At 70.2% G+C, this 17384-nt stretch carries 13 protein-coding genes; 6 read left to right on the forward strand and 7 right to left on the reverse strand.

What is annotated here, in order from left to right; translation table 11 throughout:
* Nucleotides 1–36: 36 nt before the first annotated feature.
* Nucleotides 37–1926, forward strand: a complete 1890-nt coding sequence (locus tag VGU03_RS13035; RefSeq protein ID WP_327481187.1) for a phospholipase D family protein — start codon at nt 37–39, stop codon at nt 1924–1926.
* Between the two features lie 73 nt (nt 1927–1999).
* On the opposite strand, the gene VGU03_RS13040 is transcribed toward VGU03_RS13035, so the two are convergent.
* Together VGU03_RS13040 and VGU03_RS13045 are read right to left on the reverse strand one after the other, a co-directional pair.
* On the reverse strand, nt 2000–2509 hold the full coding sequence (locus VGU03_RS13040) for an energy transducer TonB (protein ID WP_327481189.1): 510 nt from the start codon (nt 2507–2509) through the stop codon (nt 2000–2002).
* 21 nt (nt 2510–2530) lie between these two features.
* Nucleotides 2531–3814: an acetyl-CoA C-acetyltransferase gene (locus VGU03_RS13045; RefSeq protein WP_327481191.1), complete on the reverse strand. Its 1284-nt coding sequence runs from the start codon at nt 3812–3814 to the stop codon at nt 2531–2533.
* Nucleotides 3815–3926: 112 nt separating this feature from the next.
* Here VGU03_RS13045 and VGU03_RS13050 point away from each other — a divergent pair, with 112 nt between their 5' ends.
* Nucleotides 3927–5051 (forward strand): hypothetical protein, encoded by a 1125-nt coding sequence (locus VGU03_RS13050; protein WP_327481193.1) that lies wholly within the window; start codon nt 3927–3929, stop codon nt 5049–5051.
* Nucleotides 5052–5192: 141 nt separating this feature from the next.
* Entirely contained in the window at nt 5193–7721 is a 2529-nt protein-coding gene (locus tag VGU03_RS13055) for a sensor domain-containing protein (protein ID WP_327481195.1), read from the forward strand.
* A 17-nt stretch (nt 7722–7738) separates the two neighbouring features.
* Here the strand turns inward: VGU03_RS13055 and VGU03_RS13060 are convergent, their stop codons facing one another.
* The 3 genes from VGU03_RS13060 to VGU03_RS13070 form a co-directional block, all read right to left on the reverse strand.
* Nucleotides 7739–8206: a GNAT family N-acetyltransferase gene (locus VGU03_RS13060; RefSeq protein WP_327481197.1), complete on the reverse strand. Its 468-nt coding sequence runs from the start codon at nt 8204–8206 to the stop codon at nt 7739–7741.
* A gap of 128 nt (nt 8207–8334) precedes the next feature.
* Complete coding sequence (gene ntrC, locus VGU03_RS13065; RefSeq protein ID WP_327481199.1) at nt 8335–9753, reverse strand: nitrogen regulation protein NR(I); 1419 nt, start codon at nt 9751–9753, stop codon at nt 8335–8337.
* Nucleotides 9754–9810: 57 nt separating this feature from the next.
* Nucleotides 9811–10800, reverse strand: a complete 990-nt coding sequence (locus tag VGU03_RS13070) for a two-component system sensor histidine kinase NtrB (RefSeq protein WP_327481201.1) — start codon at nt 10798–10800, stop codon at nt 9811–9813.
* 149 nt (nt 10801–10949) lie between these two features.
* Between VGU03_RS13070 and VGU03_RS13075 the strand changes: the two genes are divergently transcribed.
* Nucleotides 10950–12461, forward strand: coding sequence for a DUF2235 domain-containing protein (locus tag VGU03_RS13075; RefSeq protein WP_327481203.1), 1512 nt, complete (start codon nt 10950–10952; stop codon nt 12459–12461).
* Between the two features lie 60 nt (nt 12462–12521).
* Here VGU03_RS13075 and glnA read toward each other — a convergent pair whose 3' ends face one another.
* Entirely contained in the window at nt 12522–13931 is a 1410-nt protein-coding gene (gene glnA / locus VGU03_RS13080; RefSeq protein ID WP_327481205.1) for a type I glutamate--ammonia ligase, read from the reverse strand.
* Nucleotides 13932–14200: 269 nt separating this feature from the next.
* Here glnA and VGU03_RS13085 point away from each other — a divergent pair, with 269 nt between their 5' ends.
* A complete protein-coding gene (locus VGU03_RS13085) occupies nt 14201–14998 on the forward strand; it encodes an undecaprenyl-diphosphate phosphatase (protein WP_327481207.1) in 798 nt (265 codons plus the stop codon).
* A gap of 60 nt (nt 14999–15058) precedes the next feature.
* On the opposite strand, the gene VGU03_RS13090 is transcribed toward VGU03_RS13085, so the two are convergent.
* A complete protein-coding gene (locus VGU03_RS13090; protein WP_327481209.1) occupies nt 15059–16021 on the reverse strand; it encodes a LysR family transcriptional regulator in 963 nt (320 codons plus the stop codon).
* Nucleotides 16022–16169: 148 nt separating this feature from the next.
* Between VGU03_RS13090 and VGU03_RS13095 the strand changes: the two genes are divergently transcribed.
* Nucleotides 16170–17366, forward strand: a complete 1197-nt coding sequence (locus VGU03_RS13095; protein ID WP_327481211.1) for an efflux RND transporter periplasmic adaptor subunit — start codon at nt 16170–16172, stop codon at nt 17364–17366.
* Nucleotides 17367–17384: the final 18 nt, after the last annotated feature.

Here is a 17384-nt window from a genome sequence, read left to right on the forward strand (position 1 = left end):
CTCGACGCCAACGGCAGCGTCCGTATGATGCGGCCTATGAGCTTGCGCCACTTCGCCCTGTTTACCCTGCTCGCCGCCGCCGCGCTGCTCGAGGGCTGCACGCTCTCGCACGCACAGATCCGCCGCGCCGATGCCCTCGTCGCGGCCACCACTGCGAAAGAATCCACCTGCACCGGCCCCGAGCACTGCGCGCGTCCCTCGCCGCTGCTCGATGCGGCGGCGCAGGCGCTGGCCGAATCGACGCCGGCCCGACCGCAGCACCTGGTGGCGCTGCTCGATGCCAGCGAGCCGGCGCTGGTGGCGCGGCTCAGCCTGATTCGCGCCGCGCGCCGCACGATCGACGTGCAGACCTACATCTGGGACCAGGACGACGTCGGCCAGCTGATGCTCGACGAGCTGGTGCAGGCGGCGCGGCGTGGCGTGCAGGTGCGCATCCTGGCCGACCAGCTGTCCTCCTTCGGTGACCTCGGCCTGCTCGACCGGCTCGCCCGCGCGAGCCCCAACCTGCAGGTGCGGCTGTACAACCCGACCTTTCAGGAAGCGCGCACCTCGCCGCTCGAATGGGCCGCCGGCATCGCCTGCTGCTTCCTCAAGTTCAACCAGCGCATGCACAACAAGGTACTGGTGGTGGACGACACCGCCGGCATCACCGGCGGGCGCAACTACCAGGACCGCTACTTCGACTGGGACGACGACTTCGACTACGTCGACCGCGACGTGCTGGTCGGTGGCCCCGCCGCACGCGCCATGGCGAGCAGCTTCGCGCTGTTCTGGCGGCACAAGCGCGCCGTGCCGCTGACCCAGCTGCGCGACGTCAACCACTACATCCTGGCCCATCCGCAGGCGCCCGGCTGGAGCGCGCCGCATTACGACCATCCGCAGCGGGTCTACCGCGTGCAGCAGGAGGCCGACGATGCGGCCTGGCTGCGCATGCACGTGCTGGCCGACAGCGTGCGTGCCCGGCACGTGGAGTTCTTCAGCGACCTGCCGGCCAAGACCGAGCAGCCGCTCAAGCGGCAGGCACGCCAGTTCACCGCGCACGTGATGCAGATGGTCGGCGAGGCGCGCCACGAGGTGATCCTGCAGACGCCGTACCTGGTGATGAGCCGGCGCGCGCGCCACATCTTCGAGCATCTGCACAAAGAGCAGACCGCACCGCGCATCGTGGTATCGACCAACTCGCTCGCCTCCACCGACGCCTTCGCGGTCTATGCCCTTTCCTACAAGCACCGCAAGCGCTACCTCAAGGACTATGGCTTCGAGATCTACGAGCTCAAACCGCACGCCGAGGACGCCGCGGCGGCCAACGCGCTGGCCAGCCTGGAATGGGTCGGCGATGGCCGGCATGCCAGCGGCGAACCCGCGCACGATGCCTCGCGCCACTACGTCAGCACCGAGGACCACGGCCTGCTGGGCAGCCACGGCAGCAGCCGGCGGCCGGCGCCGCTGGTCAGCGAAGGCCGCCGCTTCGCCTTGCATGCCAAGTCCATCGTCGTGGACGACCGCTTCGCCATGGTCGGCTCGCACAACTTCGACCCGCGTTCGGACCACTTCAACACCGAAGCGGGGGTGATCGTCTACGACAGCCGCATCGCTGCGCAGGTGCGCGCGTCGATCCTGCGCGACACCCAGCCACAGAACGCCTGGGTGATCGCGCCGCGCCGCCCGGTGGTGCCGCTGCTGACCACGCTCAACCAGGTGATCGGCGACGTTTCCGAAAGCCTTCCGCTGTTCGACTTCTGGCCCTATCGCTACGCCACCAGCTACCAGCTCAAGGCAGGTTGCGCGCCGATGCGGCCGAGCGATCCGGCGTTCTTCAGCTGCTACGAGCCGGTCGGCGACTTTCCCGACGTGGCGCTGTCGCCCAAGCTGATCTACACACGCCTGATCACGGCGTTCGGGTCGAGTGCGAGCGGGATTCTCTGAGTCGGCGCTGACGCTGCGCACGCAGGCGTGAGAGCACACGAGACGTTCGCCCTCTTTCCCCGCGAGCGGAACGTCACGGCGGCGTGGCCTTCGGCCCGCGGAAGCGCATCGGCAGCTGGCCGTGCACTCCGGAAGATCCTGCCGGCACCGCGAAACGCCAGCGCTGCACGGTGGCCAGCGCATGCGCATCGAGCACCGGGTCGCCGCTGGAACGGGCGACGCGGGCATCGGTGACGCGGCCGTCGCTGCCGGTATCGATTTCCAGCACCACGCGGCCGTCCAGGTGGCCCTGCAACTCGGCCCACGCGGACGGACCGGCGGGCGTCTCCAGCGGTACCAGCGAAGGTGAAGGCGACGGGGCCGGCGCGGCCGCGGGGCCGGCCTCCGGCTGCGCACCCAGCACGCGCGGGGGCGCATGCGAACCATGGTGCGAAGGCGCCCGTGGCGGGCGCGCCACGGCCGCTGCACGGCGCGGTGGCGGGCCGACCCAATCGTCGGTGAAGCCGCTCAGCCAGTGCGTGCCCCAGGTACCGATGAGCAACGCCAGCAGGCTCAGTGCGGTGGTGACGCGCAGGCGCGGCATCGCTTTGGACGTCCGGACGGCTCAGCGTTCGAGGATCGCCACCACGCCCATGCCGCCGGCGGTGCAGACCGAGATCAGGCCTCGGCCGCTGCCCTTCTGCGCCAGTTCCTTGGCCAGCGTGGCGACCAGCCGCGCACCCGTCGCAGCGAAGGGATGGCCAACGGCGAGGCTGGAGCCGTGCACGTTGAGCTTGGCCGGATCGATGCTGCCCAGCGGCGCGGCCAGGCCCAGCCGGTTGCGGCAGTAGTCGGCGCTTTCCCATGCGCGCAGGGTGCACAGCACCTGCGCGGCGAAGGCCTCGTGGATCTCGTAGAAGTCGAAGTCCTGCAGACCGAGGTTGTTGCGTGCGAGCAGCCGCGCCACCGCCACGGTCGGCGCCATCAGCAGGCCTTCGCCATGGACGAAGTCGACCGCCGCCACTTCGGCATCGCGCACCCAGGCCTGCACCGGCAGGCCGCGCGCGGCGGCCCAGTCCTCGCCGGCCAGCAGCACCGCGGCGGCACCGTCGGAGAGCGCCGTGGAGTTGCCGGCGGTCAGCGTGCCGTGGCCGGAGCTGCGGTCGAAGGCGGGCTTGAGCGTGGCCAGCTTTTCCATGCTGGTGTCGGGCCGCAGGATGTTGTCGCGCTTGACGCCACGAAAGGGCACCACCAGGTCGTCCATGAAGCCCGCCTCGTAGGCGGCGGCGAGCTTGTGGTGGCTTTGCAGCGCCAGGCGGTCCTGCTCCTCGCGGCCGATGTGCCACTCGCGCGCCATCTTCTCGCAGTGCTCGCCCATCGACATGCCGGTGCGCGGCTCGGCCACGCCCGGAAAGGACGGCTTGAGTTCCGCGAGCGAGAAGCCGCGCGTGGCGGCGGCGAGCTTGTCCTGCCAGCCCTTGGCGCGGTTGATCGAAAGCAGCCGCTTGCGCAGCCGATCGCCGTAGACGATCGGCACGTCGCTGGTCGTGTCCGACCCGGCGGCGATGCCCGCATCGATCTGCCCCAGCGCGATCTTGTTGGCCACGATGATCGCGTTGTCCAGCGAGGTGCCGCAGGCGCGCGCGGTGGTGATGCCGGGCGTGGTGGGCGCAAGGCCCGAACTCAACAGCGCCTCGCGCGCCAGGTTCCAGTCCGATGCGTGCTTGATGACGGCGCCCAGCGCCACTTCGCCCAGCTCCACCCCATGCAGCCCGTACCGCTCCACCAGCGCGCCGAGCACCTTCACCGACATGCCGAAGTTGCCGACGTCGGCGTAGGCGGTGTTGTTGCGGCAGAACGGGATGCGCACACCGCCGATCACACCTACGCGCTTGGGGGTTTTTTCCATGTCCTGGGCGGTCCTGGGCCTTGAGCTACCAAGGCTAACCCGCACGTCCATGCGGCGGAAGCCCAAAAGCGTGAATGGTAGAATCGGAGTTCCCCGCCGTTCGGAAACCTCGATGGAAGCGCAACCGCTGACCGCCCTGCCGGCGGTACTCGCGCTGGAACTGCCGCCCGGTCAGTCGCCCTCCAACACGACCTTCAGCCGCGACCAGGCCGATGCCCTGGCCGGGCTGGTGGCCGAGGACCTGTACGCGCTGCTGCCAGGTATCGGCCAGGCGCGGCTCGCGTTGGCCGGCGCCTTGTTCGATCCGGTGGAGCTGCTGCGCCCGGGCTTCCCGGTATGGGCCACGCTCGATGAACTGGCTCGCCGCATACCGCGCGGCCACCTGGAAAACGTGGTGGCCTTCGGCAGCCACGAGGGCCAGATGCCGGCGCAGACGCTGGTGCCCGAAGCCGAGCATGCCGGCGGCGCGCTGCGCCTGCTGCCGCTGTCGTTGCTGGCACCCGAGGCGCTGGCCGAGACGCTGGCCGGCCAGATGGAAGTGGAGCTGGTCGGTCGCGGCGAAGCGGGTACGCGCACCGCCGACTGGCTGATGCGCACGCTCGGCGTGCCGCTCGAGCATGCCCGCTATTTCAGCCGCAACGACCTGCTCGCGCTGATCTGCGTGCAGTACGAACACGTCAACCTGGCGCCGCTATGGACGCTGCTCGAAGCGGCGATGCTCACCCCGTACCAGGGCGAAAGCACGCTGAGCGCGCGCGGCCTGCCGCTGCGCTATGCCGAGGGCCGCGTGCACGCAGGTTCGCCGGCCGCCTGGCTGGCGCGGCAGGCCGGCGACGCGGCGGAACGGGCGCACGCCATCGCCGGGCTGGTATTCGAGCTGCGCCAGTATGCGGCGCTGCTGCACGCGCACCGGCTGCCGTTAGCGCTGGAGCGGGGCGAGGCGGGCGAGGGCTGGTTGCTCGAAACCCTGGCAGCGCCCGATCCGGCGTTGCCGCCGCCGAGGCTGGTGGCGCACGAGGCACCCGGCCTGGGCACCATCGCGCTGACCGCCGCGCAGGCAGGACGCGACGGGCAGCCGCGCCTGCTCGCGCACGGTTACCCGTTGGCGCCGCAGGCCCTGGGCCCGCTGGTGGCCGTGCTGGCCACGCGCCTTGGCATCGAGCCCTCGCTGCATGCCTTGGGCCGCGTGGTGCTGGATGCCGGTGGGCTGAGTGCGCCGGGGGCCGTGCGCCACTAACCGGGCCGACGAGGATCCGTCGCTGCGGCGCGATTTCCTGCGATCGGCAGGTGCTTGCCGCCGCTTGATGCCTGTTGGCATCGGCCCGGTGCGGGCGCATGATGGCGCCCAGCGCAGGGGCATGCGCGCAGGGGCCGTGTCGTGAACCAACCCCTTTCTTCGCCGGACGGGTCCCTGACGGACCCGCCCGAAGACGCTGGCCATTCCACGCGGAACTGGCCCGAGCACGTACTGTGCGGCGTACCTGCGCTGATCGCCTATTTCGATCCCGAACTGCACGTGCGTTTCGCCAACCGGCCGCCGCGCCGCTGGCTGGCGCTGCCGCCGGAAGGTCTGCTCGGGCGCGCGGCCGGCGAGCTGCTGGACGAAGCCAGTGCGGCGCGCGTGATCGAAACGCTGCAGGCGGCGCTCGGCGGCCGTCCCGGCACGGTCGAGGGCGTGCTGTTCGCCGGCTCTGCGCACCGCTACATGCACGCCAGCTTCCAGCCGGACGCCGACGCGCAGGGCCGCGTGCAAGGCGTGTTCGCCGTGTTCATCGACATCACCGAGCGGCATGCGCTGGAACTCAAGCTGCGCGAGAGCGAGCAGCGTTTCTTCGGCGCTTTCCAGCACGCCGCCATCGGCATGGCGCTGGTGCGCCCGGACGGCCGCTTCCTGCGCGTGAACGAAGCGGTGTGCCGCATGCTGGGCTACAGCGAAGAGGAGTTCCTTACCTTAAGCATCGCCGACATCACCCACCCGGACGACTACGCCGACGACGTGGAACAACTGGAGCGCATGCTCGAAGGCGATGCCGACGCCTACCAGATGGAGAAGCGCAACCTGCACAAGGACGGTCATGTCGTGCACTTCCAGCTCAGCGTCTCGCTGGTGCGCGACGAGCACGGCAAGCCGCTGTACTTCGTCTCGCAGGTGGAGGACATCAGCCAGCGCAAGCAGTACGAGGAGGCATTGTTCCGCGAGCGCGAGCTGGCCGAGGTCACGCTCAATTCGATCGGCGACGCGGTGATCGCCGCCGACATGGACCTGCGCGTGACCTCGCTCAACCCGATCGCCGAAGGCCTGACCGGCTGGAGCGCGACCGAGGCGCGCGGCCGGCCGATGGACGAGGTGTTCCGCCTGCGCGACGTGCGTACCGGCGCGGCGCTGGCCAACCCGCTGCGCACGGCGATCGAGCGCAACGCCATCGTCGAGCTGGAAGGCAAGGCGGTGCTGCTCCACCGCAACGGCTTCGAGACGCCGATCGAGGATTCGTCCGCACCGATCCACGATCACGCCGGCCACGCCATCGGCGGCGTGCTGGTGTTCCGCGACGTCAGCGAGACGCGCGCGCTGACATTGAAGATGATCCACCTGACCCAGCTCGACACCCTCACCGGCCTGCCCAACCGCAGCCAGATGCAGGGCCAGATCGAGCAGGTGGTGGCTACCGCGCGCCGTCGCCAGCAGCGCTGCGCGCTGCTGTACATCGACGTGGACCACTTCAAGCAAATCAACGAGCAGCACGGTCCGGCCAACGGCGACCGGGTGCTACGCGCGCTCGCGGTGCAGCTGCGCCAGGCGCTGCAGGACGAGGATCTGCTGTGCCGCCACCATGGCGACGAATTCGTGGTCGTGCTGCCGCAGGTGGAGGCTCCCGGCCAGGCCGCCAGCGTTGCGCAGCGGCTGATCGCCCATGGCGAGCGCACTGCGGTGGCCGGCCTGCCGGAGCTGGCGCTGCGCCTGTCGGTAGGCATCAGCCTGTGCCCGGACGATGCGGCCGACGCCGATGCGCTGTTGCGCAACGCCGACAGCGCGATGTACGAGGTCAAGGTCGGCGGCCGCCACAGTTATCGCTTCTTCACCAGCTCGATGAACGAGCGCGCCGCGCTGCGGCGGCGCATCGAGGCCGAGCTGCGGCTGGCGATGGCGCGCGAACAACTGTCGCTGTACTACCAGCCCAAGGTGGACGCCAGCGACGGGCGCATCGTCGGCGCCGAGGCGCTGTTGCGCTGGCACGGCCCCGATGGCGCCGAGCGCTACGCCACCGAGCAGTTCGTCACCGTGGCCGAGGACGTCGGCCTGATCGTGCCGCTGGGCGCCTGGGTGCTGCGCCAGGCCTGCCAGCAGGCCGACCACTGGCATGGCCTGGGCATGGGCGTGCCGATCGCGGTCAACGTCTCGCCGCTGCAGTTCCAGCACACCGCCTTTCTCGCCGACCTGCAGGCGGTGCTCTCCGACTGCGCGCTCGATCCGTCCCTGCTGGAGCTTGAACTGACCGAGCGCACCGTGATGGCCGGCGGCGACACCACGATCGCGCTGCTGCAGCGGATCAAGCGCTGCGGCGTGCGGCTGTCGCTGGACGACTTCGGCACCGGCTACTGCAGCCTGTCCTACCTCAAGCATTTCCCGGTGGACGCGCTGAAGATCGACCGCGCCTTCGTGCGCGGCGTGGACAACGACACCGACACCGCCGCGATCACCCAGGCGATCATCGCGATGGCGCGCAGCCTGGGCAAGACGGTGGTGGCCGAGGGCGTGGAAACACAAGCCGAGGCCGACTATCTACGCGCCGCCGGCTGCGAACAGTTGCAGGGCTTCCTGTTCGGCGCGCCGATGGACGCGGCGGCCTTCGGCAAGCTGCTGACCGAACAGCACCTGCTGCGCTGGGCGTCCGACCGCAGCCCGTAGGCGGCCGGCAGGCCGCGCTACTCGGCAGCGGCGAGCGCTTCCTCGTACATCAGGTAATGGCAGGGCGCCATGCCGAGCTCGGCGTAGGTGCGCTGGGCGCGGTGGTTCTCGGTTTCCACGTACAGCCGCAAACCGACCGCACCGGCCTCGCGCGCCCGTTCGCGCACCGCCGCGTACAGCGAGCGGAACGCACCGCCACGGCGCGCCTGCGGCACCACGTAGACGCTCTGGATCCACCAGAAGTCCCCGCAGCGCCAGTCGCTCCACTCGTAGGTCACCAGCAGGCAGCCGATCGCCGCGCCGTCGCGTTCGGCGACCAGGTAGAAGCCACGGCGCGGGTCGTCGAACACCGCTTCGACGCCGCGCGCTAGCACGTGGCGATCCAGCGCCCTGGCCTCGGTCTCCTGCGCCATGGCGAGGTTCCAGTCGGCCAGGTGGGGGATGTCGGCGCGGGTAGCCGGGCGGATACGGGGTGCGTGGGTCATGGGGCCTCCGGAGAACCGCGATTCTGCCCTAAACAGCGTGGCTTTCCCGCACCGCTCGCTCCCCTTAGCTTTCCCGCAAGAGGGGAAGGCTCGCGGCCGGACCTCGCCCGCCTTCGAGGAAGGCCGGCTCAGCTCCGCTTGCGCGATGCTCCCAGCTTGCGCGTCAGCGTATTGCGGCCCACCCCCAGCGCCGCCGCCGCATGCTGCCGGTGGCCTCCGTGCGCCGCGAGCGCGGCCTCCAGCAAGGTGCGATCGAGCGCCTCTCGGGCGCGCGCATGGATGTCCGCTTCGCCGCGCGAGAGCGCCTGGCCGGCCCAGTCGTGCAACGCCGCGGTCCAGTCGCCGGCGGCGCTCGAGGCGGGCGACGAACCCAGCTCCGCCGTCTGGATCTCCGCGCTCCGCGCGATCACCGCCAGCCGCCGGCACAGGTTCTCCAGCTCGCGCACGTTGCCAGGAAAATCGCGCTGCTCCAGCGCCTTGAGCGCCGCCCGCGAGAACCGCTTGGGCGGCAGCTTCAGCTCCTGCGCCGCCGCTGCCAGGAAGTGCCGCGCCAGCAGCGGGATGTCTGCGCGGCGGGCGCGCAGCGGCGGCAGCTCGATGCGCACCACGTCCAGCCGGTGCTTGAGGTCCGCGCGGAACTGCCCGGCGGCCACGCGCGCGTCCAGGTCCTGGTGGGTGGCGGCGACGATGCGCACGTTGCCGCGGATCAGTTCGCGCCCGCCGACGCGATAGAACTCGCCGCCGGCCAGCACGCGCAGCAGGCGGGTCTGCAGCGCCAGCGGCATGTCGCCGATCTCGTCCAGGAACAGCGTGCCGCCCTCGGCCTGCTCGAAGCGCCCGGCCACACGGCGCGCGGCGCCGGTGAAGGCGCCGGCCTCGTGGCCGAACAGCTCGCTCTCCAGCAGCTCGCTCGGGATCGCCGCGGTGTTGAGCGCCACGAACGGCTGGCCGCGGCGCGCGCTCTCCTCGTGCAGCGCGCGCGCCACCAGCTCCTTGCCGGTGCCGGTCTCGCCGGTGACCAGCACGTTGAGGTCGCTCGCGGCGACGCGGCCGATCAGCCGGAACACCTCGCGCATCGGCGCGCTCTCGCCCAGCAGCGCATGCGCCGGCGGCGCGGGCGGCGCGGCCGGCGCCGCGGGCTGCTCGGACAAGGCACGGCGCACCACGTCCACCGCGTGGTCCAGGTCGAACGGCTTGGCCAGATAGTCGACCGCGCCGGCGCGGTAGGCCGCGGCGGTGGTGGCCACGTCGGTATAGGCGCTCATCACGATCACCGGGCCGATGCCCTGCGCGTGGAGTTTGGCGAGCAGGCCCAGCCCGTCCTCGCCCGGCATGCGCACGTCGGTCAGCAGCAGCGCCGGACGCGCGTCGCGCAAGGCCGCGCGCACGGCCGCCGCGTCGCCGAACTCGCGCACGGCGAGGCGGGCGTCGCGCAGGGCGGCGGCGAGCACGAAGCGGATGCTGCGGTCGTCGTCGACGATCCACACTTCGGGCGCTTGCACCGGACGCGAAGCGAGGGCGCCCGCTGCCGCCGGCGGCCGTTCCATGGGCGGGCGCGGCTTGCCTTTGCGATTCCCGCTTCCCGGTTTGCGATTCCCGGCCATTCAGTGCTCCAGCGGCAGCAGCAGGGTGAAGGTGGTGGCGCCCGGGCCGCCGCCATGGCGCAGCTCGCCGCCGTGCTCGTGCGCGATCTCCCGCGCCAGGGCGAGGCCCAGGCCGGTGCCGTCGGCGCGGCCGGACACCAGCGGCTCGAACAGCGTCTCGCGCAAGGCGGCCGGCACGCCGGCGCCGTCGTCGGTCACGTCCAGCCGCAGGGCCGTGCGCAGCACGCGATCGCCCACCCGAACGCCGTGCTCGGCGCGCGTGCGCAGCGCGAGCGTGCGCGCGCCGGCCTCGCGCGCGTTGCGCGCCAGGTTGAGCAGCAGCTGCTGCAGGCGGTCGGCGTCGCCGTGCAGTTCCGGCAGGCTGGGGTCGTAGTCCTGGCGGACGAGGAGCGGCGCGGGCTCGGCTTCCAGCAACGCGACTACGCGCTCCAGCACCGCATGCACGTTGAGTGCCTCGCGCCGCGGCGCGCCGCCGCGGCGCAGCAGCCGATCGGCGAGCGCCGCCAGCCGGTCGGCCTCGGCGATCACCACGCCGGCCAGCGCCTTGAGCTCCGGCTCGTCCACGCGTCGCTCCAGCAGCTGCGCTGCGCCGCGCAGGCCGGCCAGCGGATTCTTCACCTCGTGCGCGAAACCGCGCAGGCTGGCCGATATGGGCGACTCCTCCGCTGCGGGCGCGGCCAGCACGTGCACTTCCAGCAACAGGGTGTCCGCATCCAGCGGTTGCAGCGCGGCGTCGCACTGACGATCGCCGGGTAGCGCAAGGCCACGCCAGTGCACCGTGCGCTGCATGTCGCGCGCGCGCGCGGCTTGCGCCTCGATCGCCCGATCGCCGAGCAAGGCCGCCAGCGATTGGCCCTCCGCGCGGCGCGGCCCCAGCGCCAGCGCCTCGGCCAGCGCGGGATTGAGCCAGCGCAGGCGCAACCCGGCATCGACCAGGCCCAGTCCGGTCGTCGCCTGCTCCGCCCACGTGCGCCAGTCGGCTCGGTTCATTGCACCATGATGGGTTTTGCGCCCTGCTGGTGCAATCGCTTCCCTCGGCAACGCGCCGGACCTTGTGCGCGAACAGACACCGCGAGCCACGTGACAGGGGTAGGGTGCACGGCAGCCACCCGGCGCCAGTCCATCCAAGGAGAGCGGCCATGAGCCAACTGATCGTCTGCTGCGACGGCACCTGGAACACCCTGGAGCACACCGACCAGGGCCTGCCCGCGCCGACCAACGTGGCCAAGCTCTACAACGCGGTGGTCAAGGACGCGGAGCAACGGGCCTACTACCACCCGGGCGTGGGCACCAACGGCGGGCTGCTCGACCGCTGGGTCGGCGGCGGCACCGGTGCGGGGCTGGAGCGCAACATCATGAGCGCCTACCAGTGGCTGGCCGTGCGCTGGCGCAGCGGCGACCGCATGTTCCTGTTCGGCTTCAGCCGCGGCGCGTACACCGTGCGCAGCCTGGGCGGGCTGCTCTCCCACGGCGGCCTGCTGGACCTGTCCGATCCGAAGCTGGCGCTGGCCGAAGTGTGGGCGCGGGTGGAGCGCGTATTCGAGGCCTACCGCAGCGGCAAGCCGTTCGACAATGCCGAAGGTTGGGCCTTCCACGGCGTGGCGCCGGGCCAGCCCAGCGCCGGCACCGTGCCGGTGCATTTCATGGGCGTGTGGGACACGGTCGGCGCGCTGGGCATTCCGCTGGAACTTTCGGTGCTGCGCTTCATCGGCGACCCGCGCCGCTACCAGTTCCACGACACCCGCATCAGTCCGCTGATCCAGAACGCCCGCCACGCGCTGGCCATGGACGAGCGCCGCGCCGATTTCGCGCCGACGCTGTGGACCGACATCAAGCGCCCGGACAAGGTGCACCAGGTGTGGTTTCCCGGCGTGCACGGCGACGTCGGCGGCGGCTACGCGCAGGCGGGCCTGTCGGACATCGCGCTGCGCTGGATGATGGAGGAGGCGCAGGCGCTGGGCTTGCGCCTGCGCGAGGACGTGCTGGGGCAATTGCGACCCGATCCGCAAGCCGTGCTGCACGACTCGCGCCAGGGCCTGTTCAAGCTCGGCCCCACCTGTCCGCGCCCGGTGGCGCGCGTGGCGCAGGCGAGCGTCGATGCCGGCCTGCTCCATGCGAGCGCGTTGGCACGCCAGACCCATCCGCCGATCACCCAGGGCGACTACTGGCCCGTCCGCCTGCTCGGCCCCGGCGAGCGCGCCAGCATGGACGTGTACGCCTCGCAGCGCTGGAACGCGACCGGCCTGTATCTGGAAGCGGGCGTGACCTACCGCCTGGCCGGCGCCGGCGAGTGGCTGGACGGCAGCACGCCCTTCTCGCCGGCCGGCGGCGAGGTCGGCGGCCACCACTTGTCCGACGTCTCGCGGTTGGCCGCCTCGGCGCTGGGCTCGGTGGAAAACCTGTTCAACACCGTCACCGCAAGCCAGAACGACTTCTGGCTGACGCGCCGGGTGGAGTCCGCGCCATGGCTGGCCCTGCTGGGCTTCGTCGCCAACGGCGTGGGCGACGCCAAGGGCGAAACCATCCTGATCGGCGAAGGCTTGAGCTTCACCCCGGCCGCCGGCGGATACCTCTACGCCTACGCCAACGATGCCTGGCAGACCTACGCCAACAACCACGGCAGCGTGCTGCTTACGGTCGAGCGGTCCTGACGGCCGCCCGAAACGACGACGGGCGCCGCAGCGCCCGTCGTCCGCATCCGCCGCCGCGCGTCAGATCGCGTAGTACATCTGGAATTCCAGCGGGTGCGTGCTGGCGCGGTAGGCGGTCACTTCCTTCATCTTCAGTTCGATGTAGGCGTCGATGAAGTCGTCGGTGAACACGCCGCCAGCCTTGAGGAACTCGCGGTCCTTGTCCAGCGCGTTGAGCGCCTCGTCCAGGCTCGCGCACACCTGCGGGATGTTCTTTTCCTCTTCCGGCGGCAGGTCGTAGAGGTCCTTGTCGGCCGGCGCGCCCGGGTCGATCTTGTTGATGATGCCATCCAGGCCGGCCATCATCAGCGCGGTGAACACCAGGTAGCCGGAGTTCATCGGGTCGGGGAAGCGCACCTCGATGCGGCGGCCCTTCGGGCTGGACACGTACGGGATGCGGCAGCTTGCCGAGCGGTTGCGCGCCGAGTAGGCCAGCATCACCGGCGCCTCGAAGCCCGGCACCAGGCGCTTGTAGCTGTTGGTGGTGGAGTTGGCGAAGGCGTTGATCGCCTTGGCGTGCTTGAAGATGCCGCCGATGTACCACAGCGCCAGCTGCGACAGGCCGCCATACAGCTCGCCCGCGAACAGGTTCTGGCCGTCCTTGGACAGCGACTGGTGCACGTGCATGCCCGAACCGTTGTCGCCCACGATCGGCTTGGGCATGAAGGTCACGGTCTTGCCGTTCTGGTGCGCCACGTTCTTGATGACGTACTTCATCGTCATCAGCTCGTCGGCCTTCTTTACCAGCGTGTTGAACTTCACACCGATCTCGCACTGGCCCGCGTTGGCCACCTCATGGTGGTGCACCTCGACCACCTGGCCCAGCGATTCGAGCACCTTGCACATGTCTGCGCGCAGGTCGCCCAGCGAGTCGACCGGCGACACCGGGAAATAGCCGCCCTTCACGCCCGGGCGATGGCCGGTGTTCTGGCCTTCATACTTGTAGCGGGAGCTCCACGAGGCCTCTTCCGAGCCGATCTCGTAGAACACGCGGCCCATGTCGTTCTGCCAGCGCACCGAGTCGAAGATGAAGAACTCCGGCTCCGGGCCGAAGAAGGCGGTGTCGGCGATGCCGGTGGACTTGAGGAACGCCTCGCCGCGCTTGGCGATCGAGCGCGGATCGCGGCCGTAGGCCTGCATGGTCGAGGGCTCCAGCACGTCGCAGTGCAGGATCAGCTGCTTGTGCTGCGAGAACGGGTCCAGGTGCGCGGTGTCCGGGTCGGGCAGCAGCACCATGTCGGACTCGTTGATGCCCTTCCAGCCCGGGATCGAGGAGCCGTCGAACATCTTGCCGTCCTCGAAGGTCGACTCGTCGATGGCGTGCGCGGGAAAGCTCACGTGGTGGTGCTTGCCGAGCATGTCGGCAAAGCGCAGGTCGACGAATTCGACGTCGTTCTCGGCAATCAGGTCAAGCACTTTCTGCGCGGTCATGGCGGCCTCGGAGCGGGAAGGGATGCGCCACCAATGCAATGCACGTGCCAGCGTCCCTCGGCCGGCAAGCTGTGCCCGGAACCCAAGGTGCAGCGTACCCGGCGACAAGGCGGCGGCGTCCCTCACGGACCGGCGGCGAGTCCCATACCCGCCATCCTGGTGCAATCAATGCACCATAAACGTGCGCCACGATCCTTGCACCGTCCGGCCGGCTTGCCCGTAAGCTATGTCTTTTCGTGTCGGCCGCCGGCACATCCTGGAGAGTGCGAGTGAACGACTTGGTCCGCGTCATCCTGCTCGGCATCATCGAGGGCATCACCGAGTTCCTGCCGATCTCCAGCACCGGCCATTTGCTGATCGCCGAGAAGCTGGGACTGGGTGCGCGCTCGGACCTGTTCAACGTCGGCATCCAGGCCGGCGCGATCCTGGCGGTGACGCTGATCTACTGGAAGCGGCTGTGGCAGTTGCTGACCCAGTGGCGTGACGCGGCCAACCGCGACTACCTCGCCAAGCTCACCGTGGCCTTCCTGATCACGGCGGTGCTGGGCCTCATCGCGGTGAAGTTCGGCTTCAAGCTCCCCGAGACGGTGACGCCGATCGCCTGGGCGCTGGTGATCGGCGGCCTGTGGATGCTCGGCGCCGAGGCGCTGGCCGCACGCCAGCCGGATCGGCGCGAGGTCACCTGGCGGGTGGCGATCCTGGTCGGCTTCGCGCAGATGGTCGCCGGCATCTTCCCTGGCACCTCGCGCTCGGCGGCGACCATCTTCGCCGGCATGCTGGCCGGCACCAGCAACCGCGCGGCGGCCACCGAATTCGCGTTCCTGGTCGGCATACCGACCATGTACGCGGCCACCGGCTACGAATTGCTCAAGGTGTTCAAGGAAGGCGGCGCGGCGCACGAGGACTGGAACGCCCTCGCCATCGGCTTCATAGTCTCGGCGGTGGTCGCCTTTATCGCGGTGAAGTGGCTGCTCGGCTACATCCGCACGCACCGCTTCACGCCGTTCGCGATCTACCGCATCGCGCTGGGCGCCGCCTTGCTGATCTGGCTGCCGACCGGCGGTTGAGCCGGCTTTCATCGCGACGGCTCCAGCTGCGGAGGGCTTGGCGCGCCCGTGCGGGGTCGATCAGGCCACGGCCACGGAAGCGCCCTGCCCGGCCTTGCCGGCGTCACGCACGGGCATCCGCAACTGCGGCTCGTTGGTCCGTTCGAACAGCTCGCGCACCCATTCGATGAAGGCCTGCACGCGCGCGGACAGGTGCTTCTTCTGCGGGTAGACGATCCACACGGGCTTGCCGGTGGAGCGGATCTCCGGCATCACCAGCTCGAGCTTGCCCAGGTCCAGCATGCAGGCGACCAGCATGTGCGGGGCCTGGGTGACTCCCAAGCCCGCGGCGGCGGCCTGGATCACCGATTCGGCATCGTTGATCAGCAGGTGCGCGTCGATGTCCACCGCGACCGCGCCGCCCGGGCCGTCGAACATCCACTGCCGCGGGCGGCCGTTGGGATAGACGTAGTTGATGCAGCGGTGCCGCTTGAGATCCTCGATGGTCTGCGGCGAGCCGTAGCGGGCGAGGTAGTCGGGCGAGGCGCAGACCACGTTGCGCAGGTAGCCGATCTTGCGCGCGATCAGGCTGGAGTCCTCCAGCTCGCCCACGCGGACGGCGCAATCGATGCCTTCGCCGTTCATGTCGGTCGGCAGGTCGCTCATCGACAGTTCCAGGCGGATGTCCGGGTAGCGCTGCTCGAATTCGGTCAACCGCGGGATCAGCGCGGCCCGGCCGACCGCCAGCGACAAGCCCACGCGCAGCTTGCCGATCGGCTTGCGGTTGGCGTAGCCCAGCGCCTCGGTGGCCTCGGCCAGGTCAGCCAGGATGTCCTTGCAGCGGGCATGGAACACGGCGCCGTCGTCGGTCAGCCGCAACGCGCGGGTGGAACGGAACAGCAGGCGCGCGCCCAGGCGCTCCTCCAGCCGCGATACCGCGCGGCTGACCCCCGAAGGCGTCATGCCCAGCTGCGCGGCGGCGGCGGCGAAGCTCTTGGCTTCGACCACGCGTACGAAAGCGGAGATTGCTGCAAAGTCTTCCATTGAGCCGACTCCAGGGTTATTCGTGACTGAGTGTCACTATTGCATTGCACAAGATCGCGGTTTTCTGTACCGACAAGTGTACCTATTCTCCCGGGCCTCCGCCGGTCCTATACCGATCGGTGCATTAATTTAGACCCGGGAGCGCAGCATGAAAAAACGATGGATCCTCTTGAGCCTGGCCGTGGCGGTGGCGGCCGGCAGCTGGGCGGTGCTCGGCAGCCACGGCGAAAGCCACGCACAGGAAGCCGGCACGCCGCCGCCGCCCGCGGTCACCGTGGCGCAGACGCTGGTACGTCCGGTCAGCGATACCGATGCCTTCACCGGCCGCCTGCAGGCGGTGGACACGGTCCAGGTGCATCCGCGCGTGAGCGGCTACGTCACCGCCGTGCATTTCAAGGAAGGCGCGCGGGTGCGCCAGGGCGACCTGCTGTTCACCATCGACCCGCGCCCCTACCAGGCCGAAGTCGACCGCCTGGGCGCCACGCTCAGCCAGATGCACGCCGAGCAGAAGCTGGCCGAATCCAACGCCGAGCGCGCGCAGAAGCTGCTGGCCCAGCACGCGATCTCCACGCAGGAGGCCGACCGCCTGGTCACCGCCGCGGCCAGCGCCAAGGCGCAGGCGGCCGCCACCGGTGCGGCGCTGGAGGCGGCGCGGCTGGACCGCGGCTTCACCGAGGTGCGCGCGCCGATCGACGGCCGCGTCAGCAACGCGCGGATCACCGCCGGCAACCTGGTCACGCCGGCGGACGTGCTCACCAGCGTGGTCAGCGTCGACCCGGTGTATGCCTACTTCGACGTCGACGAGCACAGCTACCTGAAGCTCGACCGCCTGCGCCGCGAGCACGGCCAGGCGCCGCAGGTGGCGATGGGCCTGGTCGATGAAGACGGCTACCCGCACCCGGGCCACATCGACTTCATCGACAACCAGCTCGATGCCGGCAGCGGCACGATCCGCCTGCGCGCCGTGTTCGACAACGCCGACGGCCGCTACACGCCCGGCCTGTACGTGCGCCTGGAACTGCGCACGCCCAGCCAGCGGCCGCGCGCGCTGATCGACGAGCGCGCCGTCGGCACCGACCTGGGCAACAACTTCGTCTACGTGCTCGATCCGGACCACAAGGTCGAGTACCGCAAGGTGACCTTGGGTCCGCTGGTCGACGGCCTGCGCGTGGTCACCGACGGCCTCTCCGCCAAGGACGTGGTGGTGGTCAACGGACTGCAGCACGTGCGGCCGGGCATGCAGGTCAAGCCGACGCTGGTGGCGATGGAGAGCCGCAGCCTGGATGCCGGCAGCCGCCTCGCGCAGGCGGCCGGCGGCAACGGCAAGGTCGCCGCGCGCAACTGACGAAGGCGCGCGGCCGCT

This window comes from Frateuria sp. (assembly GCF_035944355.1).
Lineage (GTDB): Bacteria > Pseudomonadota > Gammaproteobacteria > Xanthomonadales > Rhodanobacteraceae > Frateuria_A.

Excerpts from the sequence above, each read along its gene's own strand:
- VGU03_RS13095 (WP_327481211.1), top strand. The coding sequence starts at position 16,170 with ATGAAAAAACGATGGATCCTCTTGAGCCTGGCCGTGGCGGTGGCGGCC.
- VGU03_RS13090 (WP_327481209.1), bottom strand. The coding sequence starts at position 16,021 with ATGGAAGACTTTGCAGCAATCTCCGCTTTCGTACGCGTGGTCGAAGCC.
- VGU03_RS13040 (WP_327481189.1), bottom strand. The coding sequence starts at position 2,509 with ATGCCGCGCCTGCGCGTCACCACCGCACTGAGCCTGCTGGCGTTGCTC.
- ntrC (WP_327481199.1), bottom strand. The coding sequence starts at position 9,753 with ATGGAACGGCCGCCGGCGGCAGCGGGCGCCCTCGCTTCGCGTCCGGTG.
- VGU03_RS13070 (WP_327481201.1), bottom strand. The coding sequence starts at position 10,800 with ATGAACCGAGCCGACTGGCGCACGTGGGCGGAGCAGGCGACGACCGGA.
- VGU03_RS13075 (WP_327481203.1), top strand. The coding sequence starts at position 10,950 with ATGAGCCAACTGATCGTCTGCTGCGACGGCACCTGGAACACCCTGGAG.
- glnA (WP_327481205.1), bottom strand. The coding sequence starts at position 13,931 with ATGACCGCGCAGAAAGTGCTTGACCTGATTGCCGAGAACGACGTCGAA.
- VGU03_RS13050 (WP_327481193.1), top strand. The coding sequence starts at position 3,927 with ATGGAAGCGCAACCGCTGACCGCCCTGCCGGCGGTACTCGCGCTGGAA.
- VGU03_RS13060 (WP_327481197.1), bottom strand. The coding sequence starts at position 8,206 with ATGACCCACGCACCCCGTATCCGCCCGGCTACCCGCGCCGACATCCCC.
- VGU03_RS13035 (WP_327481187.1), top strand. The coding sequence starts at position 37 with ATGAGCTTGCGCCACTTCGCCCTGTTTACCCTGCTCGCCGCCGCCGCG.
- VGU03_RS13045 (WP_327481191.1), bottom strand. The coding sequence starts at position 3,814 with ATGGAAAAAACCCCCAAGCGCGTAGGTGTGATCGGCGGTGTGCGCATC.